The sequence below is a fragment of the Enterococcus sp. DIV0176 genome, from assembly GCF_050528535.1.
Lineage (GTDB): Bacteria > Bacillota > Bacilli > Lactobacillales > Enterococcaceae > Enterococcus_B > Enterococcus_B thailandicus.
The window spans coordinates 1,850,100-1,876,096 of sequence record NZ_CP172879.1; the positions used below are offsets into that span (position 1 = coordinate 1,850,100).

The following is a 25,997-nucleotide window of genomic DNA, read 5'->3' on the forward strand; positions in this document are numbered from 1 at the left end:
ACTATCCAACTAAATGGATAGTTCTTTCTTTTGTTCTTTTCTTCTCTTGTTCTTTTCTTATTCGAATCCTTCTGCAACAGCTTCTGGATAGTTTTCTTCAACAATTTTGGCACAACGTCCGCATAAGTGTGGTAATTTTTCATCCACACCAACATCTTTACGGATTTGGCGACAACGATCACAAACTTCTCCGTCTGCTTTTTCAACTAAAATTGCTACATCTTCAAAATCAACTGCGTCAGCTGGAGCAACTTCTCCTGCAGAGGCAATTTCAAAATAGTCAGGAGAAATAATCAACAATTGTGGAATATCAGCATCCACTGCTGTCAATAATTCACGAACTTGCTCATTTGGATAAACCGTTACTTTTGCTTCTAAAGATTTACCAATCAATTTTGCGTTTCTTGCTTCTTCCAAAGCTTTCAACACTTTGTCACGGAAATCCATAAATGCTTCCCAAGTATCCATCAATTCAGCTTGATTTGAAAATTCTTCATAACCAGGCAATTCACTCAATTGTACATAGTCTTCTTCTTCTTTTAAGAATGACCAGATTTCCTCTGTTGTATGAGGAATGATTGGTGTTAATAATTTTGTTAATGCAACAGCAGTTTGGTAGAAGACAGTCTGCATACAACGACGTTGATAGTCATTTTCTGACTCGATATAAACAACGTCTTTGGCAAAATCTAAATAGAATGCAGATAAATCAACGGTTAAGAAATTCATCACTGTACGATAAATGTGCATAAAATTATATTTTTCATAGCCTTCATCACGGATTTCTTTAATCACTTGGTTCAAACGAACGGTCATATACTTATCAACTGAACGTAATTCATTGTAAGAAACCGCATCTTGTTTTGGATCAAAGTCTTCTGTATTAGCAATCAAGAAACGCATTGTATTTCTGATTTTGCGGTATACTTCTGCTACTTGACCTAAGATATCCATTGAAACACGAACGTCTGCTTCATAATCAACACTTGACACCCATAAACGAAGAATATCTGCACCGAATTGTTTGATTACTTTATCAGGAACAATCGTATTCCCTAAAGATTTACTCATCTTGCGTCCTTCACCATCAAGTGTGAAACCTTGAGAAAGAACTGAGCGATAAGGCGCTACACCATTGATTGCTACACTCGTTGTAATACTTGAGTTGAACCAGCCACGATATTGGTCAGAACCTTCCAAATACATATCTGCTGGGAATGATAATTCTGGTCGTTGACGTAAAACAGCTTCATGTGAAGAACCAGAGTCGAACCAAACATCCATGATATCAGTTTCTTTAGTAAATTCGCCATTTGGTGAGCCAGGATGTGTAAAGCCTTCTGGTAAAAGATCTTTCGCCTCTTTTTCAAACCAAATGATTGAGCCATGTTCTGCAAATAGTTTTGCCACGTGCTCGATTGTTTCTGGTGTAATGATTGCCTCACCGTTTTCCGCATAGAAAATTGGTAATGGTACACCCCATGCACGTTGGCGAGAGATAACCCAGTCCCCACGATCACGAATCATGTTGTACAAACGAGTTTTGCCCCATGGGATAATCCAATCTACATTTTCAACTTCATCTAAAATGTTTTGGCGGAAGTCATCAATTGATGCAAACCATTGTGGTGTTGCACGATAGATAACTGGTTTTTTTGTACGCCAGTCATGTGGATAGCTATGTGTAAAGAATTCAATTTTCAATAACGCGCCTTTTTCTTCAAGCAACTCTGTAATCATTGGATTTGCTTTATCATAAAAAATGCCTTCAAAGCCTGGTGCTTCATCAGTAAACACACCTTTAGAATCTACTGGTGAAACAACTGGTAATTTATATTTATTCCCAGCAATGTAGTCATCTTCCCCGTGTCCAGGAGCAGTGTGAACTAAACCAGTTCCTGCTTCTAATGTTACATGGTCACCTAAAATAACTACAGATTCACGATCATAAAAAGGATGTTGTGCTGTCATGAGTTCCATCTCTTTACCAGAGATTTCCTTCAGTACAGTAACATTTTCCCAACCAATTTCAGCTTGAACTTTTTCTAATAAATCTTTTGCTACAACAAACTTGCGTCCGTCTGCTTCAACTAGAACATAAACAAAGTTTTCGTTTACAGCGATTCCTTGGTTTGCTGGCAAAGTCCATGGCGTTGTTGTCCAAATAACAAATGACGTATCTTCATCTAAGATTCCTTTGCCATCTTTCACTTTAAAAGCAACAAAGATTGATGGTGATTTTACATCTTTATATTCAATTTCAGCTTCGGCAAGAGAAGATTCACTTGATGGAGACCAGTAAATTGGTTTTAATCCTTTATAGATATAACCTTTTTCTGCCATTTTTCCAAACACACGAATTTGTGCCGCTTCGTACGATGGATCTAATGTTACATAAGGATGTGCCCAATCTCCAGCAACACCTAAGCGTTTAAAATCTTCACGTTGCTTATCAACTTGAGAAAGCGCATATTCACGACATTTTTCTAAATACTCAGTGATTGGCATTTCTTTACGTTTGATACCTTTGTTTGCTAATACTTGTTCGATTGGCAATCCATGTGTATCCCAGCCTGGAACGTAAGGTGCACGGAATCCAGACATTGATTTTGAGCGAATGATAATATCTTTACTAATTTTATTCAAAGAGTGACCTAAATGAATATTACCGTTCGCATAGGGAGGTCCATCATGTAGAATAAAACTTGGTTTGCCTTCATTTAATTCTTGTCTTTTTTGGTAGATCCCTACTTCTTCCCATTCTTTTTGCCATTCACCTTCACGGTTGGGCAAATTTCCACGCATAGGAAATTTTGTTTTTCCTAATTGTAATGTCTCTTTCATTTTCATAAAAGAACTTCACTCCTTTGATTTTTTCTAAACGCAAAAAAGGCACGTGCATCCCAAAGGGACGAACATGCCGTGGTACCACCCAAATTTAAGTTACAAAAAACGTAACTTCTTCGAGACCAATAACGAGGTCAGCCGTTACTTCTTACTTTTATTTCAGAAATAATTGAGGTAGAGGATCTTTCACTTTGTAGGGTCTTGCCAAACTCACACTATCATTGGCTCGCTAAAAGAATTCAAAGTGCTTTTCTGTTCTACTCGTTTTCGTCAGCAATAACAGAGAGATCAATTTCTCTCGTATCAAATGTTTGAACTGCTGGAGACTCTAACGCTTCTGATTCTGAGTTTACAACAGGATTATTTTCATTGTCAAGCTGTTTTGCCAAAACTTCTTTAATCACTTCGTGGCTATCATTCACATAACTTGAGAATGGTTGTAAAATTTCATCCCACTCAGGACTCTTCACTTGTTCTAGTTGTGATTCTAACATCAAGCTGATACGTTGGTGGAAGACACGTGTCCGTTTTTTCAAGTCTTCCGTTTCTGTTGCAAGTTGTTTTGCTTTTTCAGTCGCATCTGTTAAGATTTGACGTGCTTTTTCTTCCGCATCAGTTGTTAGTTGGTGTGCGCGTTTTTCAGCATTAGCAACTAATTCATCCGCTTTATTTTGAGCAGATGTCACAATAACTTCTGATTCTTTGCTTGCACTTGTTTTCACTTTATCTGCTGTATCTTGTGCAACAATAATTGATTGGTTCAATGCATCTTTTAATTCATTGAAGTACTCTAATTTTTCTTCAGAATGTTTAATTGCTTTTTCTAATTCACGATTTTTAGTTGTTGCTTCCTCATAGTCACGAACAACTAAATCTAAAAAATCATCTACTTCATCTTGATTATACCCACGCATTTTTGTTGGGAATGTTTTATTTTGAATATCTAATGGAGTTAAAGCCATGAATAAACCACCTCTTTGTTTTATTTGCGTAATACACCAAATAATACCCTATATTTTTCTTTTTTCGTTTTTCCCTCAAGTTCTTGAATCTGGATTCGCCCATATCCACGAATCGAAACAATATCTAATAATTCAAGAATAAAATCTGGTCGTGTGTTTTCCGTCCAGTTCACTTTCACTTTACCAGATTCAATCAATTGTTTCGACCTTTGCCTAGAAATATTATAGATTTCTGAAATGACGCTATCAAGGCGCATCGAAGTCACTGTTCCTCTTTCTTGTGTCCAACTATCTTTTGGCAATAACATTTCTGTATAAGCAATTGGTTCTAATCGAGCCGTTACTTTACCAATTTTCGTTATTTGAGCAACAACAAAGTGTTCAATCTCTCTTGCAACAAAGATTTGCCATCGTTCACCATCTGAGATAATATCTCCAAAATAAGCACGCTTAATGCCAGTACCTACCAATGTACCTAATATTTTTCCATGACTTAAGCTAGCAAATTTACTAGGATAGTGTACCTCATACAAGCTCACTTCAAAATCGTCTTCAGTAGGTTCGTAATACTCCGGATAAATCAAGCATCGTTTTCTCTCCGCTTGTTCATATCCACCATAAAACGTAAAACGCAACTCACTGTCTTGGCGAATCAAAGTTTCCAAAATATAAGCTTGTCTTGGATCTAAGAAATCAGTTAAGTACGGTGCATATTGGCTTTGTACTTGGTCAATCCAATCGCCAACCGAATCAATAAACGTCCGTTCTTCCGTTCGGAAATGTTGGTAGATATTTTCATCCATACTACTCACCTCCTAAAACTATAAAAGTGAAACAATAATCATTGTTAATCCTTGGCTAGCTAGATTCAAAATAATAACTGCCACCATGATTGTAAGGTCGATTGGTCCAAAGCGTAAATTTAATCGATCAAACAAGCTAAGGTAAGGTTCACAGATTCTGGATAAAAATTTTCCAAAAGCTGATTGATACCCTCCAGGAAACCAGGACAACAATGCATAAATAACTAATAAAATAGTATATAGATAAACTGCATCATTAAGTAGATTAAGCAAACGATAAATTAAAATGGTCCTTCCTCCTCTTACAGATCAAAAATATTTGCATCTGCGAATGTTTGAGCAGTTGAACTATCAATTTCCATACCAGTTGGTGTACAAAGAAACATTTCATCGCCAACCCTTTTGATGTCTCCATCCAATGCGTAAACTGTTCCAGTTAAGAAATCAACAATGCGACGTGCTTGTTTTTCTTCCACTAAATGGAAGTTCACTAATGTCGCTTCACCAGCAATGATTTTTTTAGCAATCATCATTGCTTCTGAGTAGGCACGTGGTTCCATCACTGTGATTTTATTTGCCAAATTAGTTTTCGGTTCATAAGATTGACGAGCAGTCTTTTCTTCTTGTTTCACTGGTCGTGTTGGAGCTTGACGAAGCTCAATTACTTTCTTTTGCTCAACAGTCGGTTTTTCCTCACGTATCGCATAATGCGAAGTATTGGTAACTGTTTGAGTTGCCTCACGCGTTGGTTTATTAACTGTTGGTTTTACTGTTTTTTGTGTTTGTGACTGAGTCACCGTTTGTTTTTTTGTTTCAGGAAAATCTGGATATTCGTACTCTTCTTCATCGGCTAATCCGAAAAAATTAGCAATTGCTCCTCTATTTAAAAGTGGCATGACTCTTCCTCCCTTATTTGTCCTTGAATAGCGCTGTACCTACACGGATAAATGTTGCTCCTTCTTGTATCGCAATCGGAAAATCTTGACTCATTCCCATACTTAATTCTTCACACGGTGCATGAGCAAATCCTTGCTGATGGACAAGGTTACGTAAGTCTTCAAGTGTTCCAAATACTTTGTGGATTTGTTCAACAGAAGCATCTTTGGGGGCCATAGTCATCAAGCCAATTACCTTGATTTTTGAATAATCACCTAAAGATTCAACAAATGAAAGCAACTCATCTGGAGAAATTCCATGCTTGGATTCCTCACCTGATACATTTACTTCAATAAAGCAAGCCAATTCTTTCTCAGCCCTCTTTTGGATTTCTTCTGCTAATTTCAAACTATCCAGCGCATGAAAATAATCAATTTCATTTACAATCAATTTTACCTTCCTACGCTGTAAATTACCAATCAAATGCCATTTTATTTCAGGAAAATCAACTAAATCTTGCTTCTTCTGTAATAATTTGTCTACACGATTTTCTGCACAATGCAGAACACCCGCCTCAACAAGTTGTTTGGTCGTATCTGAATCAACTGATTTTGTTACAGCAACTAATTGAACTTCTTTCGGATTTCGATGAACAAGAGCACACGAATCCTGAATTTCTTGCTCAATTTCTTGCAAGTTGTCAGCAATCATGTGCTCTTTCCTCTCCTTATCGCTTGCGACGGAAAAACGGTGGCGTATTTAATTCGTCATCGTCATTCGCTTTTGTTTCTTCGCGGCTGAATGTATCAAAATCTTTTTTTTCAACATTATCAAAGTTTGATTCTTCAACTTTAGGACGTACATTTTGTTCACGTCTGATATCCCAGTCACCAAAGCTGTTTTCATCTTCAGTTGAAGTTGGTTTTGCTTGGTCCATATCTAAGATTGGTTTTTGAGCTTGTGATTGCATTTGTTGTCTAGCTGGACGGCTAGACTTACGCTCCTTTTTTGACTCATCAATACCTGTTGCAATAACCGTTACGCGGATTTCATCGCCCAATTCTTCGTTAATTGATGTACCTAAGATAATGTTTACATCACCTGTAGCAGCATTGGCAACAATATCAGACGCATCTTGTGCTTCAAATAATGTCATGTCTAGCCCACCAGTAATGTTCAACAATACTTGTTCTGCTCCATCGATTGATGTTTCAAGAAGTGGAGAAGAAATAGCTTTCTTCGTTGCTTCAATGACACGTTCTTCACCGCTGGCAACACCAATTCCCATTAATGCAGTTCCTTGATTTTCCATCACAGTTTTAACGTCAGCAAAGTCAAGATTCACATAACCTGGTGCAGTGATTAGATCAGAAATTCCTTGAACACCTTGTCGTAAAACATTATCTGCTTCACGGAATGCTTCAAGCATTGGTGTCTTCTTATCAACAACTTCAAGTAAACGATTGTTTGAAATAATCAATAATGTATCGACATTTTCTTTCAATCGAGCAATACCTTCAGCAGCGAAACGTCCACGTTTAGGACCTTCAAAAGTAAATGGTCGTGTAACAACTCCCACTGTCAAAGCACCTAATTCTTTTGCAATTCCTGCAACGATTGGTGCAGCACCGGTACCAGTACCTCCACCCATTCCAGCAGTGATAAAAATCATATCTGCGCCATCTAAAGCTTCACGCAATGATTGTTCACTTTCTTCAGCAGCTTTTTGGCCAACTTCTGGTTGAGAACCAGCACCAAGACCACGTGTATATTTAGGGCCTAATTGAATAACAGTTTCAGCCTTTGAATTTTTTAATGCTTGAACGTCTGTGTTGGCTGTGATGAATTCAACACCTTTAACGTTTTCTTCAATCATACGGTTTACAGCATTTCCACCGCCGCCACCGACACCGATGACTTTGATAACTGCGCCGTCATTGATATTATTATCAATTGAGAATTCCATGTTTTATTCCTCCCAGGATGAATTAATCAAAAATATTTGTAAAGAAACCTTTGATTTTACTTGTTACGTTTTCACCAGATTTTTTTTCTTCTGGTTCTTCATAAGTTACCTCTTCAGCTGATTCATAAGAGTCATAAGAAGGTGCTTCATGTTCAGTAACTGATACATGCTGAATAGCTGTTTCGCCAGTAACTGCTGATTTAGCAAGTTGATATACTTCACTTAAGTTTGCTGAATAATCAACAATACTAATGACGTTTGTAAAGACTGGATTTCTTAGTCCCATATGGTTAGGAACATACAGTTTTACATTAACACCAAAAATTTCTTGTGCTAGTTCAACTACGCCTGGCAAGCTAGCCGCACCACCTGTTAATATGACACCACCAGGTAATTCCAACGCTTCGATTTGATCCAAAGCATCTTTTGCTTTATTAAAGATTTGTTCCATACGAGCTGAAATTACTTCTGATAGATAACGTTCATCAACCTTGACAGGTTCTGATTGTCCAATTACATCCACAGGAAATTCTTCGTTTTCTGATGTTCTTTCTGGATACGCATCACCATAATTAATTTTTAATGCCTCTGCGTTGTTGAATGAAGTATTCAAAACGATTGAGATATCTTTAGTGACAAATTCGCCACCTTCTTGATCTGTGTTTGTAAATTTCAATTGTTTGTCATGCATAACAGCCGTTGTAGTTTGGCCACCACCCATGTCAATAACAATCGTTCCAAAATCTTTTTCTCCGTCAGAAAGAATCGTTTCCGTTAAAGCTAACGGTGTAATTACTAATTCATTGACAATTAAGCCAGCTTTTTCGACGCACTTTCTGATATTGTGAACAATCGTTTTTGGTCCAGTAAATAATAGACCAAACATTTCTAAGCGCACACCGATCATTCCTCGAGGATCTCTAATCCCTTCAAAACCATCTACAGTAAAGTCTTGTGGCAAAATTGACACGATCTGACGTTCAGGAGGAATTGAACGAACAAGGGCAGCTGAAGCCACATTTCTGACATCTTCATCGGTGATTTCTTTTGAATCCCCATTTACTGCAATCATTCCTTGGCAATTTTCGACTTCAAGCATATTTGCAGGTAATCCCACACTGACACCCTTAATTTGAATGCCGGCTTTTTCTTCTGCTTGTCGTACTGCACGTTGAATTGCTTGAACTGTTTTATCAATATCAACGATAATGCCGCGGTTAATCCCTTCTGATTTTGCGTTTCCTACTCCAATAATATTCATTTGGCTGTCGATATATTCAGCCACGACAACTTTGACAGATGTCGTTCCAATATCAAGGCCTACATACATTCCTGTTTTTGCCATGAATGGGATTCCCTCCTACTTACTATTCCATATACAAGCGAACAACTAACGTTCGTTTTTAAATATACTATATTATAGATATTCACTGCTTTCAATTCTACCATAAATTAATAGTTTTTAGAAAGTAGATTATCACTTTTTAAGGTTGTTTTATTGATTTTCGATTGAACTGCTTGAAGATGGCGTTGACTCATCAGCTTGTTGGTCTGCTTCAGTTGACTCACCAGACTCTATTTCTGTTGATGTGACAGCATTTTGATTTGTTTCTTCGTCAGCGGAAGTTTCGGTTTGCTCTTCTGTACTATTTGAGTAAGGATAAGAAAAAATTCCAACTTCCATGTCAATCACACCATTTTCTTGCATCTCTTTAGCAACTTGTGGGTAATATTTCATTTGACTAGCCAAATTCGTGATATTCACTAATACCTGATTACCATCGTTCATGTTCATCTGAAGTAAATTTTCATTACTTTCTGTGGGTGCATATTTAATTTCTGAAATGGCTTTTTGTAGCTCAGCAGAAAGTTGATTGTATTGTTTTACCAAGGCCTTAATTTTTGCATCACTTTTGAAGTCTTCAAGAATCGGTAAATTTTTCGTAGGGTTATCTACTTTTTGATCTAAAACAATGCCATTTTCAAGTACAGGATAATACTTGTTTTCAGTAGCAATTAACGCAATATCTTTATATTCCGTGATTGCTAGCTCAAATTGATTGATTGAATGAAAACTAATTTCTGCTGTCTTCACTCGAGGTTGTTCAGTTTTCAATTCTTTTACATGTTGATTTCTGTCCCAATATTGTGTCCACAAATTGTCACCAATTCTTAACTTTGATTCAGCGATCACTGTCTGATTAGAAATGAGCTCATTTCCAGTTACAGTAACTGCTTCTAGCTTACTATATGGTGAAATATAATAAATCAAAAATAACAACGGAATCCCTAAGATTGTTATAATTAATGACAGTCTACGCATCAAGACTTTGTTACGCTGATTTTTCAAATTAGGCAATCGATTTAAGAAAGAACCATTATATGGACCGGTCTGTTTGGTTGACTCTTCTGGTTCAGTCAGAAACGCTGGAAGTTCATCCCTTTCGTCTTCGTTGGACGAATCTTTTGACTGTTCTTCTTGGTTTGTAACAGTTTCGTCTGAATCTTCGTGAAGTTTCTCGTCTTTTTTATGATGCTCAGCTAAATACTTTTGGTTGGCCTTTTGCCACGGAGTTAATTCATCTTGGTTATCAGATGATTTGGGTAAATCATTTGGTTCTTTCTTTTTACTCACTAAGACCACCACCTTTTACTTTTTAATAACACTTTGAACCAATTCATATAAACGTTTAGATGCGTCTGGCATCCCTTGTTTTTTTGAAGCCTGTGACATTTGCTTTTGCACTTTTTCGTCTGTCATGATTTCATTGATTGCTCTTCCTAAAGTTTCACCTGTTAACTCGCCATCTGTGATCATTTTTGCAGCACCCGCATTCACTAAGCTTTGCGCATTTTTAGTTTGATGATCATTAGTAACATAAGGACTTGGGATCAAAATCGCTGGTAATCCTAATGCTGTAAATTCTGCAATGGACGTTGCACCTGCTCTTCCTACAAGCAAATCACTACTTGCCATCACTTCAGCCATCTGTCGAATATATGGTTGAATACTGACATTGCTTAGCTTGATAGCACCAACTTGACTTTTAATTTGTTCATAGTAGCGATCTCCTGAAGCGTATAATACTTGGTAACTATCATCATTAAAGCTTTCTAGGAAATTCATTACCGCTTCATTCAACTTCAACGCACCTTGGCTTCCACCAAAAATCAGAACTGTTTTTTTATCTGTTGCTAATCCGAAATTAGCTAAAATAGTCGATTTCGGTGTGTCAGCGACTTCCTGTGCGCGAGGATTACCAATCAGACTTGATTTTTCTTCTGGAAAAAATTGTGCTGCATCTTGGAAAGAAAGCGCAATATGGTCAACATAACGACTAAGAAACTTATTGGTAATTCCTGGAACACTATTTTGTTCATGAATGATTGTTGGAATATTCAACTTTGCCGCAGCGTATACAACAGCACCTGATACATATCCACCTGTTCCAATCACCACATCTGGCTGAAAATCTTTCAAGATTTTTTTTGCTTGGCGAATACTTTTCAAAAATAGTTGGACTGTTTTGACATTGTCAAATGACAATTTCCGTTTAAATCCTTGAATTTCTAAAGTATGAAAAGGAATACCAGTCTCTGGAACAATCTTATTTTCTAATCCTCGTTTTGCCCCGACATACATAAACTCAGCATCTTGATCTTGAGATTTCACATAATTAACAAAGGCTAATGCTGGATAGATATGACCACCTGTTCCGCCGCCTGTAACCAAAATTTTCATTTTTATCGCTCGTTTCTTTTCTATTTTAATTTATTGACAGCTTCCATGAAGCGCGTACCACGAATCTCGAAGTTAGGATATTGATCCCAGCTTGCATTAGCTGGAGATAACAAAATAACATCTTCTTCATCACTCAATGCTAATGCTAGTGGTACAGCTGTTTCAACATTGTCTGTTATTTCAATTACTTGAATACCGGCCTTTTGACCAGCTTCAACTAGTTTATGTTTCGTTTCGCCGAACGCAATCAACGCTTTCACATTTTGAAGAGATGGAACTAGTTCTTCAAAACTATTACCTCTGTCTAATCCACCAGCTAATAAAATCATTTTTTCTGGAGCAAAACCACTTAGTGCCATTTCCGTTGCTAAGATATTGGTTGCTTTAGAATCGTTATAAAATTTTCTTCCCTGAATTTCTCCTACATATTGAGTGCGGTGAGGAACGCCATGGAATAAATGCAGTGTTTGTTTAATTGCTTCCGTCGAGATATCGTATAATTTAGCAACCGTAATTGCCGCCAAAGCATTTTCAATATTGTGCGCACCAGGAACGCCTAAATCTGAAGCATCCATGATTTTTTCTTGATTATAGTAAATGATTCCCTCTACGCAATACGCACCTTTTTCCAATACTTCTGTTGTCGAGAAAGGTAAGACCTGTGCTTGCGTCGTTTGAGATAACATTCGTAGTTCTTCTTGGTTCCAATTCAAAATCAAATAATCTTCAGTTGTCATATTTTTTTGAATTTCCCATTTTGCTTTTACATACTCTTCACGTGTTCCATGATAGTCAATATGTGCTTCATAGATATTTGTGATAACTGCTACATTTGGATGAAAGTCTGTAATACCCATTAGTTGAAAACTTGACAACTCCATAACAATTTTATCGTCTGCTTGTGCTTCCTGAGCTACGCTACTTGCTGGATAACCAATATTTCCGGCTAAACGAGCCATTCCCTTGCTTTCTCCTGCATTTAACAGTAATCCCGTCATTGTTGTCGTTGTCGTTTTTCCATTCGTTCCAGTGATACCAATAATTGGACATTCCGCTACCTCGTAAGCTAACTCTACTTCCGTAATTACCGGAATACCCATTTCTTGTGCCTTCGCCACCAATGGATGGTTATAAGGAATACCAGGATTCTTTACCATTACAGAAAAATCTTCATCCAAAAGTTCAATTGGATGACTACCTGTAACTACTTTGATTCCTAAAGCTAATAAATCTTGGGCCTCAGGGTTCTCATCAAATGGTTTTCCGTCGTTAACGGTGACAAGTGCGCCCAATTCATGTAACAATTTGGCCGCACTAAATCCGCTTTTTGCAAGTCCTAAGACTAGGACTTTTTTATTTTCATATGTTGTTATTTTTTTCATTTCCTGTCATCTCCTACCAAACAAGCCATAATGTAATAAGTGAAGTTCCTAAGCTAACTAACCAAAAAACAATATCGATTTTCCATTCAGACCAGCCACTCATTTCAAAGTGATGATGAATTGGTGACATTTTGAAAATTCGTTTCCCAGTTAACTTAAATGAAGCTACTTGTAACATTACACTTGCCGTTTCCATAACATAAATCAAACCAACTAATAACAACGTCCATTCTTGATTTAGCATCATTGAGATTGCTGCTAACAAACCACCTAAAGCCAAAGAACCCACATCACCCATAAAAATTTTCGCAGGTTTGTGATTGTAAGAAAAGAAACCAATTAATCCACCAACGACACTTAAACAAATAATCAAAACATCTAGTTGATTTTGATGCCAAGCAATAAGGGCATAAGTTGCAAAAGAAATCGTTCCTAGTCCTGCAACTAAGCCATCGATTCCATCCGTCAAATTCACTGCATTTGAGAACCCAACCAACCAGAAAATGGCGAATAGCCCATAGAGAATTCCTAAGCTAATTTCTAATCCAAAAAAGTTAAGTACACCTGGGTAACCTTCTGAACGATAAACGAGATAAAAAGCTACTCCTCCAACAATTTGACCAATCAATTTTTGAATGGAATTTAATCCCATATTTCTTTTTTTAAAAACTTTAATGAAGTCATCTAAAAAACCAATGGCACCATATAACGCTAAAACAAATAACAAAATAAAGAGTATGGGTGTTAGCTGGTTTTGCCATGCTCCCACCCAGATGCCAGTTAAGATTGCTGCAATTAGGAACACTAAGCCACCCATCGTCGGAGTCCCGGCTTTGATGTTATGCCATTTAGGTCCTTCTTCACGAATCGCCTGTCCTTGTTTTTTCATTTGAAAGTAGCCAATAAACAATGGCATTACTGCAACTGTCATCGCAAAGCTACTCACAATGGGAATTAATGCTTGTGTCCATTCCATGCTTTTTTCTCTCCTATTTCTTTTCTTACTCTTTTAAAGTAAAGTGTAATTTTTTATCGGTAATTTTTTCATACGGCGCGAGACTTTGCTCGGTACAATAACCATCACCATCAAAAGTGACTTCAATGCCAAGAATTTTGCCTAACTTCATAATATCGGCTTTTGACCAGCCAGTAACATCAGGCATCAGTTCATCGCCACCCGTTTGTAGAATCAATTTTTCTCCCAGAATGAGTTTGTCGCCGTTGGAAGTTGATTGCTTGATAACTTTCTTTCCGTTACCAATCACTACTGGCTGTAAGCCGCTCTTTTGCGCATCAGCCGCAGCAATATCTGATTCTAAATTGCGGTAATCAGCAACCACTACTTTTTCTGTTTGATCCGTCGTTTCTTTGGTGTCGCCTTCTGTTTCTTTGAAGTCCATCGCACGTTTCATTAATGGATTTGCAATTTTTGCTAAAGCCATTCGATCATATGTTTTTGGATGTTTCATCGTTAGATAAAGAACATATTCAGGATCTTCTGAAGGAACCATTTCAACGATTGAATAAAGATAGGAAGTATCTCCAACTTGATAACCACCAGAGTCAGAAGCAATCTGTGCTGTACCAGTTTTTGCTGATACGTTATACCCTGGTACAGAATAAACACCATAAGCACTTCCGTAATTTTCACTTTCAACAACATCACGCATATATTCACGTACTTTTTCTGTCGTTTCTTTTGAATATGGTTGTCCTAATACTTCTGTCTGAGTTGTTCGTTCTTCTCCAGTTTGTGGATCAACGATTTTACTGATGAATCTAGGTTGAAGCATCGTTCCATTGTTAGCGATTGAAGAAAATGCCTTCATCATTTGAAAATTAGTTACACCAACTGCTTGACCATATGCACTCATTGCTCGGTCAACAATATTTTCTGTTGGCAATGTGCCTGCATTTTCGTCGTCTAGTCCAGAGTGAGTACTTTGACCAAAGCCAAGTTTTTGAAGGTAGTTGTACCAACGTCCACCTAGTCTTTGTTCTAAAATAACCATTCCCACGTTACTTGACCAAGATAGTGCTTGACGCATTGTCAATACACCTTTTTCACCAAAGTCATGGTCATTGATAGTTGCATCAGCCACAGCGATTTTACCAGAAACAAATGTTTCGTTTTCGTTGTACTCGCCTTCTTCGATAGCCGCAGCAGTCGTAAAGACTTTCATTGTCGAACCTGGTTCATACCGATCCTGTACTAAGAAATTACGCCAAACAGCATTTTCGTCATTTAGCCCCTCCATTGTTTCGGGGTTAAAGGTAGGGCGTTGACCCATTGCTACGATTTCACCAGTTTTAGCTTCCATTAAAACAGCAGTCAGCTCTTCAGGTTGATATTCTTGATTGACTTGATCCATCAAAGTTTCTAAATAACTTTGTAATCTACTATCTAGAGTGGTGTAGATATCCTGACCATCTTTAGAAGCAACTTCATCAGCAACCGTTCCTGGTAAAGGATTTTGATATTTATCTTTTTGATAAACAATCTTGCCATCTTTCCCAGTTAAAATATCATTATAAGCGGATTCTAATCCCAAACTACCGACTAGCCCATTGCCTTCCTTATTAGGAATTGCAAATCCAATAAAGTGGGAAGAAAATACACCATTTGGATACATGCGAGACTTGTGAGAATCAAAATAAAGACCAGCTAAACCAGCCTTTTTCATTTGTGACTCAATCGTCTGCTTTGTTTCCTGCGTGATATTCTGTCCGTAATTACCAAATTCAACTTGATATAACTCATTATCCGCTCCATTTTGCAAGATTTTTAGTGCGGCATTTTTCTTAATTGATAAATTATCACTTAAAATTGTTGCGATTTTACTAAAATCTTTCTCTTGAGCATAAAGTTTTTTATTTTCAGATGTATATGTTTTTGAAAGAATTGCTTTGATGGAATAAGAGGTCGCATCTTCAGCAATTGCAATACCATTTCGGTCATAGATTGTGCCTCGTTTCGCCTGCACAACTTCACTTCCTCGGTAAAGCTGCTCTGTTTTTTCAGATAACGAAGTACCAGCCACGTGACCACCTATTATAATGTACGAGAAACGGACGGCAAATAAAAAGAACAACCCAATACTCGTAGCAAATAAAATGATACCTACTTTTTTGCGATTGTTCATCGGATTTTGATTTTTCTTTTCCATAAACCGCCGAAATTTATTTTTAAGACTCATTTACTTCACTTTCCTTAAATTGTCGTCATTAATTGACAATCCTTTTTCTTCTGCGATTTGTTTTACGCGTTCTGTACGCGAAAGTTCATTCTTTTCTTGTTCCAAAGTTGTTTTTTCTGTTTTCTTTTCAGTAATATCCGTTTGGATCGAAGTAATTGCTTGTTCAGCACCACTAATGTTGGTTCTTAACATAATTGTCAAAACGGACAAAGAAATTAGCATAACAATTAAACCACTGATAACTAATTTTTCTAAATTAGAGATTCGTTTCAACCGTCTAGCAGGTGATTGAGGTAGAACAACTTCTTGACTAGAATCTGGCAGTTGTTCAGCTTGATCCACCATGTCGGGGAAATCATATGGATATTCATGTGCTCTTTTTAGTTCTGCCATTATTCTACTCCTCTGTCACTCGTATTTTTTCCGCAATTCGCAGTTTTGCACTACGTGAACGATTGTTTTCTGCTAATTCTTCTTCTGATGGAAGGATTGGCTTTCTAGTGATTACTTTTAATTCCGGTTGAAACTCCTCAGGAACAACTGGTAATCCTGGTGGTAGATCTCTAACTGTACTGTATTCTTTGAATAAACTTTTAACGATTCGATCTTCTAATGAATGGAACGTAATCGCACTGATTCGACCATTTAATTTCAATAATTTGATTGCTTGTTCTAAAGAAGTTTCTTCTGCTCCAAGTTCATCATTTACCGCAATTCGAACTGCTTGGAAAATTCTTTTTGCAGGATGACCACCTTTTCTCCTAGCTGGGGCTGGAATCACACGTTTGATGATTTCAACTAATTCGCCAGTTGTTTCGATTGGCTTTTCTTTTCGTACACGCTCAATTTCACGAGCGATTTGTTTCGAAAATTTTTCTTCGCCATAACGAAAGAAAATTTTTACCAGTTCTTGATAAGAATATTCATTGATAACATGAAAAGCAGAAATTGGTGCTGACTGATCCATCCGCATATCTAATGGTGCATCCTGGTGGTAACTAAACCCACGTTCGGCCTCATCTAATTGAGGTGAAGAAACACCTAAGTCATACAAAATCCCATCGACTTCTGTCACTTCTCGTTCAGCTAACTGAAGTTCTAACTCCCTAAAATTAGCCTTGATAAAAGTAACCATTCCTTTTTCAACATATGGCGCTAACCGTTGTTTTGCATGGTCAATTGCCTTTTGATCCTGATCAAAAGCATAAAGATGCCCATCGGTGTTCAATTGGCTTAGTAAATATTCACTATGTCCGGCACCGCCTAAAGTACAGTCTACATAAGTCCCGTTTGGTTTAATGTTTAAGCCATTTACGGTTTCCTTCAACATGACTGTATAGTGTTGAAATGTTTCAGTCATTGGTCAGCCTCTTCCTATTCTATAGTCCAAAATCAATCATATTTTCAGCAATTTCATCGAAGTTACTCTCAGCTTCATCAGAAAATGTTTGCCAACGTGATTCGTCCCAAATTTCGATTCGATTTGAAACACCAATCACTACGCATTCTTTTTCTAGACTTGCATGACTTCTCAAAGTGCTGGGAATGTTGATACGACCTTGTTTATCAAGTTCGCATTCAGTGGCAGCCGAATAAAAAAACCGCACAAAAGTACGTGCATCTTTTTTGGTTAACGGCATTTCGCTAAGCTTATCTTCTAAGTTTTCCCACTCGCTCATTGGATAGCCAAAAAGACAGCCATCTAAGCCACGAGTTAGTACGAACTTTTCACCAAGCTCATCACGAAGTTTTGAAGGCACGATCAAACGACCTTTTGTGTCAATATTATGCCGATATTCGCCCATAAACATTGAAACTACCCCCATTCCTCCACTAACTAAAATTAGTCTACCACAATCCCCCACTTTCTACCACCTTTTCTGGAAAATCTGAGACGAACTTTTTTTACATTAACTATTTTTTAAAAAATCAAGCTGCGAAAAATCTTTTAAAAGACTTTCCACAGCTTTTTTGACGTTATAAATAACTCACAATGTTGAACACAATGAGTACTAAATACAAAATGATTGTTAGCAAAAAAGTTAACCGCCACGTCATTTTCAGATAACGTGAATAAACAATTTCTTCATAATAGTATGCCTGAAAAACTGCAATACAAATTCCTAAAAGTAGTACAGAAATAATAAAAAAGGGTAAAACTGAAATTGTGCCCATATTTCTTGAGAGTTCATGCATTCCTCCCCACAGAAATGGGACAGATAAATCAGGAGCCTTTAAATTAAAGCGGCGATTCAATGCAAAGATTCGCACTAAAAATTGGCAGCCAAATAAAACGATTGCCGGAAAGATATACCAAAATAATACAATTGGTGTAAAAGTACCCATGTGATGAAAACTCCTTCTTTCTAATTGCTCTAAGTATACTGCAAATACTTTACACAACTATTTCATTTTATTTAATTTATTGTGATTATCATTTTCAGACCATCACTTTTGTTTCTTGTCTATTACAGTCAGATTATTTTTATAGTAGAAACTAGTAAATAACTTGACAGCTGTTACTAATTAGACAACATCTAAAAAAGAGCTTATCATAATTTTCATCTGTGAACCACCGTTTTAAAAAGTCATTCTTAAATATTTTATTTTTAACAACGAAAAATTTACTTCGTAACTTGAACAAAAACACAAAAGGTTGTACACTATTGCTAATGAATCTAACTTAAGGATGAACGCGATGAATAATAAAAAGCAAACAAGTACTTTTTCTAAAGTAACAAAAGTAGTGATTTGGACAATGCTGATTTTAACTGTTGGCTCAGTTGTACTAACTGCTGTAATGAGCGTATTATAAAAAAAGAAGCACCAGCTATTCTCTTGCTTTCAAGAGAGAGCTGGTGCTCTTTTTTATTTATTATGATTTTTTTTTGCCATTTTCAATAACTCTTTGGCATGCTCAATCGTCAATGGCGTAATTTCACTTCCAGCTAGCATCCGAGCAATTTCTTCAATTCTTTGTGGTTCAGCAAGTTCTGAAACTGAAGTTTGTGTTCGACCTGCAACAACATCTTTCACAATATAGTATTGGTAATCAGCAACCGCTGCAACTTGCGGAAGATGCGTGATACACAAAACTTGAGAATATTTTGAAATCTGCGCAATTTTGTCTGCGATTGCTTGCGCCACTCGACCACTTACCCCAGTATCTACCTCATCAAAAATAATACTTGTCACGCCTTGTTCCGAAGAAAAAATCGTTTTTAACGCTAATAACATTCGAGATAATTCTCCTCCAGAAGCAACTTTCACTAAAGGTTTTAATGGTTCACCAGGATTTGTCGTTATGTAAAATTCAACTTGGTCAAATCCATTTTGATCAAAGGTTGTTTCTTGTTTAGCAAAACGAACTTCAAACTCTGTATTTTCCATGTACAACCCTTTTAGTTCTTGTAAAATTGACGTCTCAAGTTCCTTAGCAATTTTTTGTCGTTGCTCACGCAAAATCATCGCTTGCTGATGAAGTTCTGTTGCCTTTTCTTCGAGTTCTTTTTTCATTTTCTCTAACTGACCCTCAGAAAAATCAGAGTCACCTAACTCTTTGGTGATATCCTCATAGTAAGTTAAGATTGCTTCAATTGACTCGCCATATTTTCGTTTCAATTGACGGATTACTTCTAATCGCTGATTTACCTCTTCCAAGCGATTATCATCAAGTTCCAAATGATCAATTTGACGACTCATATCTCCAACTGCATCTTGTAACAAGTAGTACGCATTTTGAATGTTCTCAAAAATCGCTTCATACTCTGGATCTAAATGTGCAATCCCCTGCATTTCTGAAACCGCTCGTCCAATTCCATCCACGCTACTCTGCTCACCATTATCCAGCGCGCCATATCCAGCATTCAAGCTATCCACGATTTTCTGATAATTACTTAATTTATCGCGTTCCTCAACTAATCGTTCTTCTTCACCTAGTTGAAGCTTCGCAGCCGCAATCTCTTCTTGCTGAAAATGAAGCATATCCATACGCTGAACAAAAGACTTCTCATTTTGCTGAACTTTTCGCACTTTAGCTTCTAACGTTCGATAATGTCCGTATAATTTTTGATACATTTTTTTCTTCTGTTGGAAGGCTGTATCACCGAATCGATCTAGTAAGATTAAATGTGATTCAGGCTGTAATAGTTCTTGATGTTCATTTTGTCCTTGAATATCAACTAAAAAAGCGCCAATTCGTCGTAAATTTGCCAAAGTCACAATGTGTCCATTGACGCGACAAATATTTTTACCTGTCAAAGCCATATCTCGTCGAACGATTAGGTTATCTTCATCTGATTCAATTCCTAATTCTTCCATTAAATCAGAAAATCCCGGCTGTTTAGGCAACTCAAAAAGGCCTTCAAGAATACACTTATCTGCACCTTGACGAATATAATCACTTGAGCCGCGACCACCTGCTAGTAATCCCAAAGCATCAATGATGATTGATTTCCCAGCTCCAGTTTCGCCAGTTAGTGCCGTCATCCCTTCGTGAAAAGACAATTGCAACTCGGGAATAATCGCAAAGTTGGTAATACTAATTTCTTGTAACACAGCAATCACCCCTTAATTACAAGTAATGTAAGAAATCTTTTTTTAATGACACTGCATCTTCTTCTGTGCGTGTAATCATCAAAACATTATCGTCATCATTAATGATCGAAAATAGTTCTTTCTTGTAGCACTTATCGATTAGGTTCGCCGCTGCAGAAGCATTCCCAGGTAATGTTTTCAAAATGACAAATTTTTCCATTTGATCCACTGCAACAAAAGCATCTTTTAAAATTTTTTCTAGCTTTGTTTGAACATCTTCACTTGTTTCTGCCGGCAAACTATAACGATAACCACCATCAGAAGCGGGAACTTTAATCAACTTTAGTTCTTTAATATCCCGAGAAATAGTGGCTTGAGTTACAGAAATTCCTTTGTTTTTCAAAATTTCGACAAACTCTTCTTGTTTCCGGATATCACGTTCGCTCAATAATCGAGTAATCAAACGGTGTCGATCTTTTTTTCTCATTGCTTTTCGCTCCTTAGCTCATTCTTCTTGTTAATGATAGCTTATTTTTTCGGCTTAAGAAAGAAGAAATCTGCAAACCGCTTACTTTTGTTCAAATTGTTCATGTGCCTTAGTGACAACTGCTGAAATATCAATTGTCGGACTCATTGTTCCTTTACCAGAAACTTTTTGGAGATGTGCCAAGAATTCGATGTTTCCTTCGCCACCTGTAATTGGTGAGAAACTCAGTTCTAAGACATCGTAACCACTCGCCATTGCAAAAACTAATGTGTCTTCGATTACTTTTTGGTGCGTTTGAGCATTTCGAACAATTCCATTTTTCCCGACGGCTTCTCTGCCAGCTTCAAATTGAGGCTTAATCAGCGTAACGACTTCTCCCTGATCGGCCAGAATTGCATGTAGAGGCGGTAACATTAATTTCAGTGAAATAAAAGAAACATCAATCACTGCTACTTCTGGTACGCCCTGTTCAAAATCTTCTGGTTTTGAGTAACGAAAGTTGACGCGCTCCATCACGACTACTCGTGGATCTTGACGAATTTTCCAAGCAAGTTGGTTGTACCCAACATCTAAGGCGTAGCTCATTTTTGCACCATTTTGTAATGCCGCGTCTGTGAATCCTCCAGTAGAAGCGCCAATATCTAATAAAATTTTATCTTGAACAGTTAGATCAAAAGCATTTAAAGCTTTTTCTAGTTTAAGACCACCACGAGAAACATACGGTAATTTTTTCCCTTTGATTTTCAATTCATTCGTTACAGGAATCTTTTCACCCGGTTTATCAAAGCGTTCATTCTTTTCGTTATAAATTAACCCAGCCATGACAGAGCGTTTTGCTTGTTCTCTTGTTTCAAAAAGTCCTTGTTTAACGGCCAAAACGTCTACACGTTCTTTTTCCATTTTTTTCCTCATTTCTCCATATCAAATTGTCTGATTAATTGACGTAGCAACTCGCCATCAAATACTAAAACATCTTTTTCTAACTGTGTAACCAATTCATTGGCTTGTTGGATTTCATTTGCTAAAGCTGCATACGTTTTTTCAATTCCTAGTAAACGCGGATACGTATTTTTTCCTTCTTGCGCATCTTTACCAGCTGTCTTACCTAATTTTTCGGTTGTACTCACCACATCTAATAGATCATCCCGAATTTGAAAAGCAAGTCCGAGATGTCCAGCCAATTTTTGTAAACACATCAAAACTTCTTCAGGCTGATTAGCTAAAACACCACCTGCTAACAACGCATAGCGAATCAAGCGACCCGTTTTTCGTTCATGGACAAAGGCAAGTTCTTCTATAGTCAATTCTTGTTTTTCACCTAAAATATCTGCCGTTTGCCCGGCTACCATTCCTTGAGCCCCACTATTACTTGCCAATTGTTGGATAAGCAATAACTTTTTTAAGGGTTCTATTTGTGTCAAACTAATTAATTGAAACGCCCCTGTCAACAGGCCATCTCCAGCCAAAATAGCAATTGCTTCACCAAAAACTTTATGGTTTGTCGGTTTTCCTCTACGTAAATCATCATTGTCCATTGCAGGTAGATCATCATGGATTAATGAGTACGTATGAACCATTTCAAGAGCCCCTGCTACTTGATATATGGGAGTAGATAATGTTTCACCAAAGGAACTTGCTGTCGCTAAAAGTAGTAATGGTCTAATTCGTTTTCCACCAGCATTAATCGAATAAAGCATACTCTCCTTCAATGCTTCATCAGTTGTATATTCCATTAAAAATTGGGTGATTTCTTGTTCAACCATTGGTAAATTGGTTGCTGAAAATTCGGTTAATTGCATCAAGCTTCCTCGCTCTCACCAAAAGCAACTTCTTCATTTGTTTCAGTCATCATCTTAGTCAAGGTTTCTTCTGCTTTTGTCAGTGTATCTTGACATTGTTTACTTAGTTCCATTCCGCGTTTAAATGCGTCTAATGCTTTTTCCAAAGGTACATCGCCTTGCTCTAATTGCACAACGATTTTTTCTAATTCTTGCAATGATTCTTCAAATGTTGGATTTTCCATCGGTTATTCTCCTTCTTCGATTTCTTGGACTTTTGTAATAACTTGCCCATCTTGGTAGTGAACAGTCAGTAGTTCTCCTTGTTGGATTTCTGTCACACTTTTAGCTACTTGATTATTAGGTAATGTCGTATAGCTGTAACCTCGGCCCATGATTTTCAACGGGCTTAGTAAATCAAGGGATTGAACAGCTGTTTGAAAATGGCTTTTTTGTTGTTGCATATATTGTTCCATTTTTTCTTTCAAACGCTGTTGTAGATAATCGGTTTCTTGCTTAGCTGTTTTTACACGATAATCAGGAGCTACTTGTTCGAGCTGATGTTTAAGAGAAATAACTTGCTTTTCCTTTTCATAATAAACTTGTTGCGCGGCTTGTTGTAAACGTTGCTTGAAGTGATCTAATTTGATTGTTTGTCCTTCATACAGGCGTTCTGGTTGTCTGAAAACATACGACTGTCTCGAATGTTCAAAACGCTGTTGTTTCGTTTGAATTTGACGCGAAAAAGCTTGCTCTAATCGGGCTTGTCGTTCTTTGATTTTCAACAATACTTCTGATAAAACCGGCACCGCTAATTCAGCTGCTGCCGTTGGGGTTGCAGCCCGCACATCTGCAACTAAATCAGCAATCGTTGTATCTGTTTCATGCCCGACAGAAGAGATAATCGGCGTATTTGCCGCATAAATCGCCCTGGCTACCCGTTCTTCATTAAAAGGCCAAAGATCTTCAATTGATCCCCCACCGCGACCAATTATCATCGTATCAAAATTGCCTAGCGCTTCCACTCGTTCAATATTTTTCACAACATCGTCTGCCGCCTGATTGCCCTGAACTACAGTCGGAAACAATACTAACTGCGCAATTGGATAACGTCTTTTCACCGTCGTAATAATATCCCGAATAACTGCACCGCTAGGACTAGTTAGGACAGCAATTCGCTTAGGAAAACGAGGTAGCGGTTTTTTAGGTCCTTGAAACAGACCTTCTTTCATCAATTTTTCTTTTCTTTCTTCTAGCGCTTGATACAGCGCACCGACACCATCTGGTTCCATATGCTCCACATAGATTTGGTAAGAACCACCAGCTTCATAAAGTGAAATTCGACCGACGACTAAAACCTTCATTCCCTCTTTTGGTTGGAATTTAAGTTTTTGAAACGCGCCTTTAAACATAATTGCCGAGATTTTTGCATGATCGTCTTTCAAGCTGAAATATTGATGCGCGTTTGCCCGCAGGCGAAAGTTAGAAATTTCTCCAGTCAAATACACTCGTTCCAAATAAGGATCTAAATCAAATTTTCTTTTTAGATATTTAGTCAACGACGTTACTGTTAAATATTCTTGCGTCATTTACTCACCTGCTCCAAAAGCTTCAGCAGACTTAACTGTTTGATACATCAACATTGTAATGGTCATTGGCCCAACACCTCGAGGTACTGGCGTGATATAGCTTGCTAATGGCTCGACTTCATCAAACTTGACATCCCCAATTAGTTTGCCTTCTTCATTTCGATTCATTCCCACATCAATTACTACTGCACCTGGTTTGATAAATTCTTTTGTTACAAAATGACCGCGTCCAATCGCAACAACTAAAATATCTGCCTCACGCGCAAGTGCTGGTAAGTCTTTTGTTTTTGAATGTGCAATGGTAACTGTCGCATCTGCCATCAATAATAACTGTCCCATTGGCTTACCAACGATATTACTACGCCCAATTACAACGGCTCGCTTCCCAGCAGGATCAATCGAGTAAGCTTCAAACATTTTCATAATTCCATATGGTGTACAAGGAATCATGTCTGGATCACCAGCAAATAAACGACCAAGATTCATTGGGTGGAATCCATCGACATCTTTTTCAGGTCGGATTGCCAATAATACTTGTTCTTCGTTGATATGTTTTGGTAGAGGTAATTGTACTAAGATTCCATGGAATAATGGATCTTGATTATATTTTTCAATTTCTAAAAGTAATTCTTCTTCAGAAATAGTTTCTGGATAACGTTCTACTTTTGAGTGGATACCAATTTCTTTTGCAACTCGTTCTTTATTTCGAACATAAACTTGACTTGCTTGGTTTTCTCCTACTAATAAAACAACTAGACCAGGATGGATACCAACTTCATTGAGTTCATGCACTTTTTCAGCAATTTCTGTTTGCATTTTTTCTGCTAATTCTTTTCCATTGATTGTGACTGCCATAGAACCACTCCCTGAACTTTTTGTCTTTTTATTCTACCATAGAATTTGATTACCCAATAACAATGATTTTTATTTCTCAAAAAAAAGCTAGGGCCTATGCCCCAGCTTCCATTTCATTTAAAATATTGGATAATACGCCGTTCACAAATTTGCGTGAACGATCATCACTAAATGTTTTCGTTAACTCGATTGCTTCATTTAAAGCAACTGGAGCTGGAACATCGGTCACATATTTCATTTCAAAGATTGCAATGCGCAAGATAACTAAATCCATTTTTGAAATTCGATTGATACGCCAATTATTTTTTAAATGTTTTTCAATCATTTGATCTAATTCATCTTTTTTCGCACACACACCACCAACTAGTGTGTCCAGATAAACCGGAACAAATTCTGATTCTTCCTCATTAATCAATTCACGCTGATCTAACTCAATTGCATGCATGATTGCATCTTCTTTTGTTAAATCTGCATTGAAATCTAGTGGAAATAGTGCTTGCAACGCCATTTCACGAATCTTATGTCTTGATATTTCTTTATTCATTTTCGTCCTCATCGTCTTCAAAAAGTTCTTCCAGTGCGGGTTGTTCTAATTTTTCAGGTACCACTGCTACCACGTGAATATTCACTTCAGCTAAAGCCACGTCTGTCATAAATAAAACTTGTTGGACAACACGTTCTTGCATCTCCATTGCCACTTTGGGAACCGATACTCCGTATTCTAAATAGCAATAAATATCTACTTTTAAGCCATCTTCTTCATTCGCAAGATAGACACCTTTACCATGAGCTGCGCGACCCAATAGTTCAGTTACATTGCTAGCAAAAGTACCACGCATGCCATATACACCTTCTACTTTAGAAGCTGCAATTCCAATAATTACTTCAATAACTTCAGGAGCAATAACAATTTCTCCTAAATCTTGATTTGCGTTTAAGACAAGATTTTTTTCTTCTGCCATTTTTCTTCCTCCTTT

Annotated in this window: 26 protein-coding genes and 2 pseudogenes; 1 reads left to right on the forward strand and 27 read right to left on the reverse strand. The window is 37.3% G+C overall.

Going from position 1 to position 25,997, the window contains the following annotated elements:
• Nucleotides 1-57 precede the first annotated feature (57 nt).
• The 18 genes and pseudogenes from ileS to IGJ66_RS08720 all read right to left on the reverse strand — a co-directional run bounded on the left by ileS (nt 58) and on the right by IGJ66_RS08720 (nt 18,121).
• The gene (gene ileS, locus IGJ66_RS08635) at nt 58-2,850 is read right to left on the reverse strand and encodes an isoleucine--tRNA ligase (protein ID WP_067480578.1); all 2,793 of its coding nucleotides are present in this window, start codon (nt 2,848-2,850) and stop codon (nt 58-60) included.
• Between the two features lie 254 nt (nt 2,851-3,104).
• A complete protein-coding gene (locus IGJ66_RS08640) occupies nt 3,105-3,809 on the reverse strand; it encodes a DivIVA domain-containing protein (protein WP_430616505.1) in 705 nt (234 codons plus the stop codon).
• A 20-nt stretch (nt 3,810-3,829) separates the two neighbouring features.
• Nucleotides 3,830-4,612, reverse strand: a complete 783-nt coding sequence (locus IGJ66_RS08645; RefSeq protein WP_430616506.1) for an RNA-binding protein — start codon at nt 4,610-4,612, stop codon at nt 3,830-3,832.
• Between the two features lie 18 nt (nt 4,613-4,630).
• Entirely contained in the window at nt 4,631-4,894 is a 264-nt protein-coding gene (locus IGJ66_RS08650) for a YggT family protein (RefSeq protein ID WP_075491582.1), read from the reverse strand.
• Nucleotides 4,895-4,914: 20 nt separating this feature from the next.
• Nucleotides 4,915-5,289 (reverse strand): annotated as a pseudogene (locus IGJ66_RS08655) (cell division protein SepF); the annotation flags it as partial.
• A 122-nt stretch (nt 5,290-5,411) separates the two neighbouring features.
• Nucleotides 5,412-5,508 (reverse strand): annotated as a pseudogene (locus IGJ66_RS08660) (cell division protein SepF); the annotation flags it as partial.
• 13 nt (nt 5,509-5,521) lie between these two features.
• A complete protein-coding gene (locus IGJ66_RS08665; protein ID WP_067480565.1) occupies nt 5,522-6,199 on the reverse strand; it encodes a YggS family pyridoxal phosphate-dependent enzyme in 678 nt (225 codons plus the stop codon).
• Nucleotides 6,200-6,215: 16 nt separating this feature from the next.
• Nucleotides 6,216-7,454: a cell division protein FtsZ gene (gene ftsZ, locus IGJ66_RS08670; RefSeq protein ID WP_067480562.1), complete on the reverse strand. Its 1,239-nt coding sequence runs from the start codon at nt 7,452-7,454 to the stop codon at nt 6,216-6,218.
• A 22-nt stretch (nt 7,455-7,476) separates the two neighbouring features.
• The gene (gene ftsA / locus IGJ66_RS08675; protein WP_067480559.1) at nt 7,477-8,799 is read right to left on the reverse strand and encodes a cell division protein FtsA; all 1,323 of its coding nucleotides are present in this window, start codon (nt 8,797-8,799) and stop codon (nt 7,477-7,479) included.
• Between the two features lie 150 nt (nt 8,800-8,949).
• Complete coding sequence (locus IGJ66_RS08680) at nt 8,950-10,089, reverse strand: cell division protein FtsQ/DivIB (protein WP_368026931.1); 1,140 nt, start codon at nt 10,087-10,089, stop codon at nt 8,950-8,952.
• Nucleotides 10,090-10,104: 15 nt separating this feature from the next.
• Nucleotides 10,105-11,196, reverse strand: a complete 1,092-nt coding sequence (gene murG / locus IGJ66_RS08685) for an undecaprenyldiphospho-muramoylpentapeptide beta-N-acetylglucosaminyltransferase (RefSeq protein WP_430616507.1) — start codon at nt 11,194-11,196, stop codon at nt 10,105-10,107.
• A gap of 20 nt (nt 11,197-11,216) precedes the next feature.
• Nucleotides 11,217-12,578 (reverse strand): UDP-N-acetylmuramoyl-L-alanine--D-glutamate ligase, encoded by a 1,362-nt coding sequence (gene murD, locus IGJ66_RS08690; RefSeq protein ID WP_430616508.1) that lies wholly within the window; start codon nt 12,576-12,578, stop codon nt 11,217-11,219.
• A gap of 13 nt (nt 12,579-12,591) precedes the next feature.
• Nucleotides 12,592-13,554 (reverse strand): phospho-N-acetylmuramoyl-pentapeptide-transferase, encoded by a 963-nt coding sequence (gene mraY / locus IGJ66_RS08695; RefSeq protein WP_067480547.1) that lies wholly within the window; start codon nt 13,552-13,554, stop codon nt 12,592-12,594.
• Nucleotides 13,555-13,579: 25 nt separating this feature from the next.
• Nucleotides 13,580-15,775, reverse strand: a complete 2,196-nt coding sequence (locus IGJ66_RS08700) for a penicillin-binding transpeptidase domain-containing protein (RefSeq protein WP_067480544.1) — start codon at nt 15,773-15,775, stop codon at nt 13,580-13,582.
• Nucleotides 15,776-16,168 carry a cell division protein FtsL gene (gene ftsL / locus IGJ66_RS08705; RefSeq protein ID WP_067480541.1) on the reverse strand — a complete coding sequence of 131 codons (393 nt, stop codon included), beginning with the start codon at nt 16,166-16,168 and terminating at the stop codon, nt 15,776-15,778.
• A 4-nt stretch (nt 16,169-16,172) separates the two neighbouring features.
• Nucleotides 16,173-17,135 (reverse strand): 16S rRNA (cytosine(1402)-N(4))-methyltransferase RsmH, encoded by a 963-nt coding sequence (gene rsmH, locus IGJ66_RS08710; RefSeq protein WP_067480538.1) that lies wholly within the window; start codon nt 17,133-17,135, stop codon nt 16,173-16,175.
• 19 nt (nt 17,136-17,154) lie between these two features.
• On the reverse strand, nt 17,155-17,586 hold the full coding sequence (gene mraZ / locus IGJ66_RS08715) for a division/cell wall cluster transcriptional repressor MraZ (protein ID WP_067481326.1): 432 nt from the start codon (nt 17,584-17,586) through the stop codon (nt 17,155-17,157).
• Nucleotides 17,587-17,752: 166 nt separating this feature from the next.
• On the reverse strand, nt 17,753-18,121 hold the full coding sequence (locus IGJ66_RS08720; RefSeq protein WP_067480535.1) for a DUF3397 domain-containing protein: 369 nt from the start codon (nt 18,119-18,121) through the stop codon (nt 17,753-17,755).
• Nucleotides 18,122-18,473: 352 nt separating this feature from the next.
• On the opposite strand from IGJ66_RS08720, the gene IGJ66_RS08725 reads away from it, so the two are divergent.
• Entirely contained in the window at nt 18,474-18,590 is a 117-nt protein-coding gene (locus IGJ66_RS08725) for a DUF4044 domain-containing protein (protein WP_067480532.1), read from the forward strand.
• Between the two features lie 53 nt (nt 18,591-18,643).
• Here IGJ66_RS08725 and recN read toward each other — a convergent pair whose 3' ends face one another.
• The 9 genes from recN to IGJ66_RS08770 all read right to left on the reverse strand — a co-directional run bounded on the left by recN (nt 18,644) and on the right by IGJ66_RS08770 (nt 25,982).
• Nucleotides 18,644-20,332, reverse strand: coding sequence for a DNA repair protein RecN (recN, locus tag IGJ66_RS08730; protein WP_067480529.1), 1,689 nt, complete (start codon nt 20,330-20,332; stop codon nt 18,644-18,646).
• Nucleotides 20,333-20,348: 16 nt separating this feature from the next.
• Nucleotides 20,349-20,798: an arginine repressor gene (gene argR, locus IGJ66_RS08735; protein ID WP_067480526.1), complete on the reverse strand. Its 450-nt coding sequence runs from the start codon at nt 20,796-20,798 to the stop codon at nt 20,349-20,351.
• Between the two features lie 81 nt (nt 20,799-20,879).
• Complete coding sequence (locus IGJ66_RS08740) at nt 20,880-21,698, reverse strand: TlyA family RNA methyltransferase (RefSeq protein WP_430616509.1); 819 nt, start codon at nt 21,696-21,698, stop codon at nt 20,880-20,882.
• 8 nt (nt 21,699-21,706) lie between these two features.
• Nucleotides 21,707-22,597: a polyprenyl synthetase family protein gene (locus IGJ66_RS08745; RefSeq protein WP_430616510.1), complete on the reverse strand. Its 891-nt coding sequence runs from the start codon at nt 22,595-22,597 to the stop codon at nt 21,707-21,709.
• Nucleotides 22,597-22,821, reverse strand: a complete 225-nt coding sequence (locus IGJ66_RS08750; RefSeq protein ID WP_067480516.1) for an exodeoxyribonuclease VII small subunit — start codon at nt 22,819-22,821, stop codon at nt 22,597-22,599. Before IGJ66_RS08750 ends, IGJ66_RS08745 begins: the two co-directional genes overlap by 1 nt.
• A gap of 3 nt (nt 22,822-22,824) precedes the next feature.
• A complete protein-coding gene (xseA, locus tag IGJ66_RS08755; RefSeq protein ID WP_067480513.1) occupies nt 22,825-24,165 on the reverse strand; it encodes an exodeoxyribonuclease VII large subunit in 1,341 nt (446 codons plus the stop codon).
• Nucleotides 24,166-25,020, reverse strand: a complete 855-nt coding sequence (locus IGJ66_RS08760; RefSeq protein WP_071868206.1) for a bifunctional methylenetetrahydrofolate dehydrogenase/methenyltetrahydrofolate cyclohydrolase — start codon at nt 25,018-25,020, stop codon at nt 24,166-24,168. It abuts the gene before it with no gap.
• Between the two features lie 94 nt (nt 25,021-25,114).
• Complete coding sequence (nusB, locus tag IGJ66_RS08765) at nt 25,115-25,564, reverse strand: transcription antitermination factor NusB (protein ID WP_071868205.1); 450 nt, start codon at nt 25,562-25,564, stop codon at nt 25,115-25,117.
• Nucleotides 25,557-25,982 carry an Asp23/Gls24 family envelope stress response protein gene (locus IGJ66_RS08770; protein ID WP_071868204.1) on the reverse strand — a complete coding sequence of 142 codons (426 nt, stop codon included), beginning with the start codon at nt 25,980-25,982 and terminating at the stop codon, nt 25,557-25,559. The genes nusB and IGJ66_RS08770 overlap by 8 nt, the downstream gene beginning before the upstream one ends.
• Nucleotides 25,983-25,997: the final 15 nt, after the last annotated feature.

What these genes read in the sequence shown, in the direction of transcription:
- murG (WP_430616507.1), bottom strand. Translation starts at nt 11,196, where the DNA reads ATGAAAATTTTGGTTACAGGCGGCGGAACAGGTGGTCATATCTATCCA.
- nusB (WP_071868205.1), bottom strand. Translation starts at nt 25,564, where the DNA reads ATGAATAAAGAAATATCAAGACATAAGATTCGTGAAATGGCGTTGCAA.
- ileS (WP_067480578.1), bottom strand. Translation starts at nt 2,850, where the DNA reads ATGAAAATGAAAGAGACATTACAATTAGGAAAAACAAAATTTCCTATG.
- rsmH (WP_067480538.1), bottom strand. Translation starts at nt 17,135, where the DNA reads ATGACTGAAACATTTCAACACTATACAGTCATGTTGAAGGAAACCGTA.
- mraZ (WP_067481326.1), bottom strand. Translation starts at nt 17,586, where the DNA reads ATGTTTATGGGCGAATATCGGCATAATATTGACACAAAAGGTCGTTTG.
- IGJ66_RS08700 (WP_067480544.1), bottom strand. Translation starts at nt 15,775, where the DNA reads ATGAGTCTTAAAAATAAATTTCGGCGGTTTATGGAAAAGAAAAATCAA.
- IGJ66_RS08725 (WP_067480532.1), top strand. Translation starts at nt 18,474, where the DNA reads ATGAATAATAAAAAGCAAACAAGTACTTTTTCTAAAGTAACAAAAGTA.
- IGJ66_RS08760 (WP_071868206.1), bottom strand. Translation starts at nt 25,020, where the DNA reads ATGGCAGTCACAATCAATGGAAAAGAATTAGCAGAAAAAATGCAAACA.
- IGJ66_RS08750 (WP_067480516.1), bottom strand. Translation starts at nt 22,821, where the DNA reads ATGGAAAATCCAACATTTGAAGAATCATTGCAAGAATTAGAAAAAATC.
- mraY (WP_067480547.1), bottom strand. Translation starts at nt 13,554, where the DNA reads ATGGAATGGACACAAGCATTAATTCCCATTGTGAGTAGCTTTGCGATG.
- IGJ66_RS08665 (WP_067480565.1), bottom strand. Translation starts at nt 6,199, where the DNA reads ATGATTGCTGACAACTTGCAAGAAATTGAGCAAGAAATTCAGGATTCG.
- ftsL (WP_067480541.1), bottom strand. Translation starts at nt 16,168, where the DNA reads ATGGCAGAACTAAAAAGAGCACATGAATATCCATATGATTTCCCCGAC.
- ftsA (WP_067480559.1), bottom strand. Translation starts at nt 8,799, where the DNA reads ATGGCAAAAACAGGAATGTATGTAGGCCTTGATATTGGAACGACATCT.
- xseA (WP_067480513.1), bottom strand. Translation starts at nt 24,165, where the DNA reads ATGACGCAAGAATATTTAACAGTAACGTCGTTGACTAAATATCTAAAA.
- IGJ66_RS08740 (WP_430616509.1), bottom strand. Translation starts at nt 21,698, where the DNA reads ATGGAAAAAGAACGTGTAGACGTTTTGGCCGTTAAACAAGGACTTTTT.
- IGJ66_RS08770 (WP_071868204.1), bottom strand. Translation starts at nt 25,982, where the DNA reads ATGGCAGAAGAAAAAAATCTTGTCTTAAACGCAAATCAAGATTTAGGA.
- IGJ66_RS08720 (WP_067480535.1), bottom strand. Translation starts at nt 18,121, where the DNA reads ATGGGTACTTTTACACCAATTGTATTATTTTGGTATATCTTTCCGGCA.
- argR (WP_067480526.1), bottom strand. Translation starts at nt 20,798, where the DNA reads ATGAGAAAAAAAGATCGACACCGTTTGATTACTCGATTATTGAGCGAA.
- IGJ66_RS08745 (WP_430616510.1), bottom strand. Translation starts at nt 22,597, where the DNA reads ATGCAATTAACCGAATTTTCAGCAACCAATTTACCAATGGTTGAACAA.
- ftsZ (WP_067480562.1), bottom strand. Translation starts at nt 7,454, where the DNA reads ATGGAATTCTCAATTGATAATAATATCAATGACGGCGCAGTTATCAAA.
- IGJ66_RS08640 (WP_430616505.1), bottom strand. Translation starts at nt 3,809, where the DNA reads ATGGCTTTAACTCCATTAGATATTCAAAATAAAACATTCCCAACAAAA.
- murD (WP_430616508.1), bottom strand. Translation starts at nt 12,578, where the DNA reads ATGAAAAAAATAACAACATATGAAAATAAAAAAGTCCTAGTCTTAGGA.
- IGJ66_RS08645 (WP_430616506.1), bottom strand. Translation starts at nt 4,612, where the DNA reads ATGGATGAAAATATCTACCAACATTTCCGAACGGAAGAACGGACGTTT.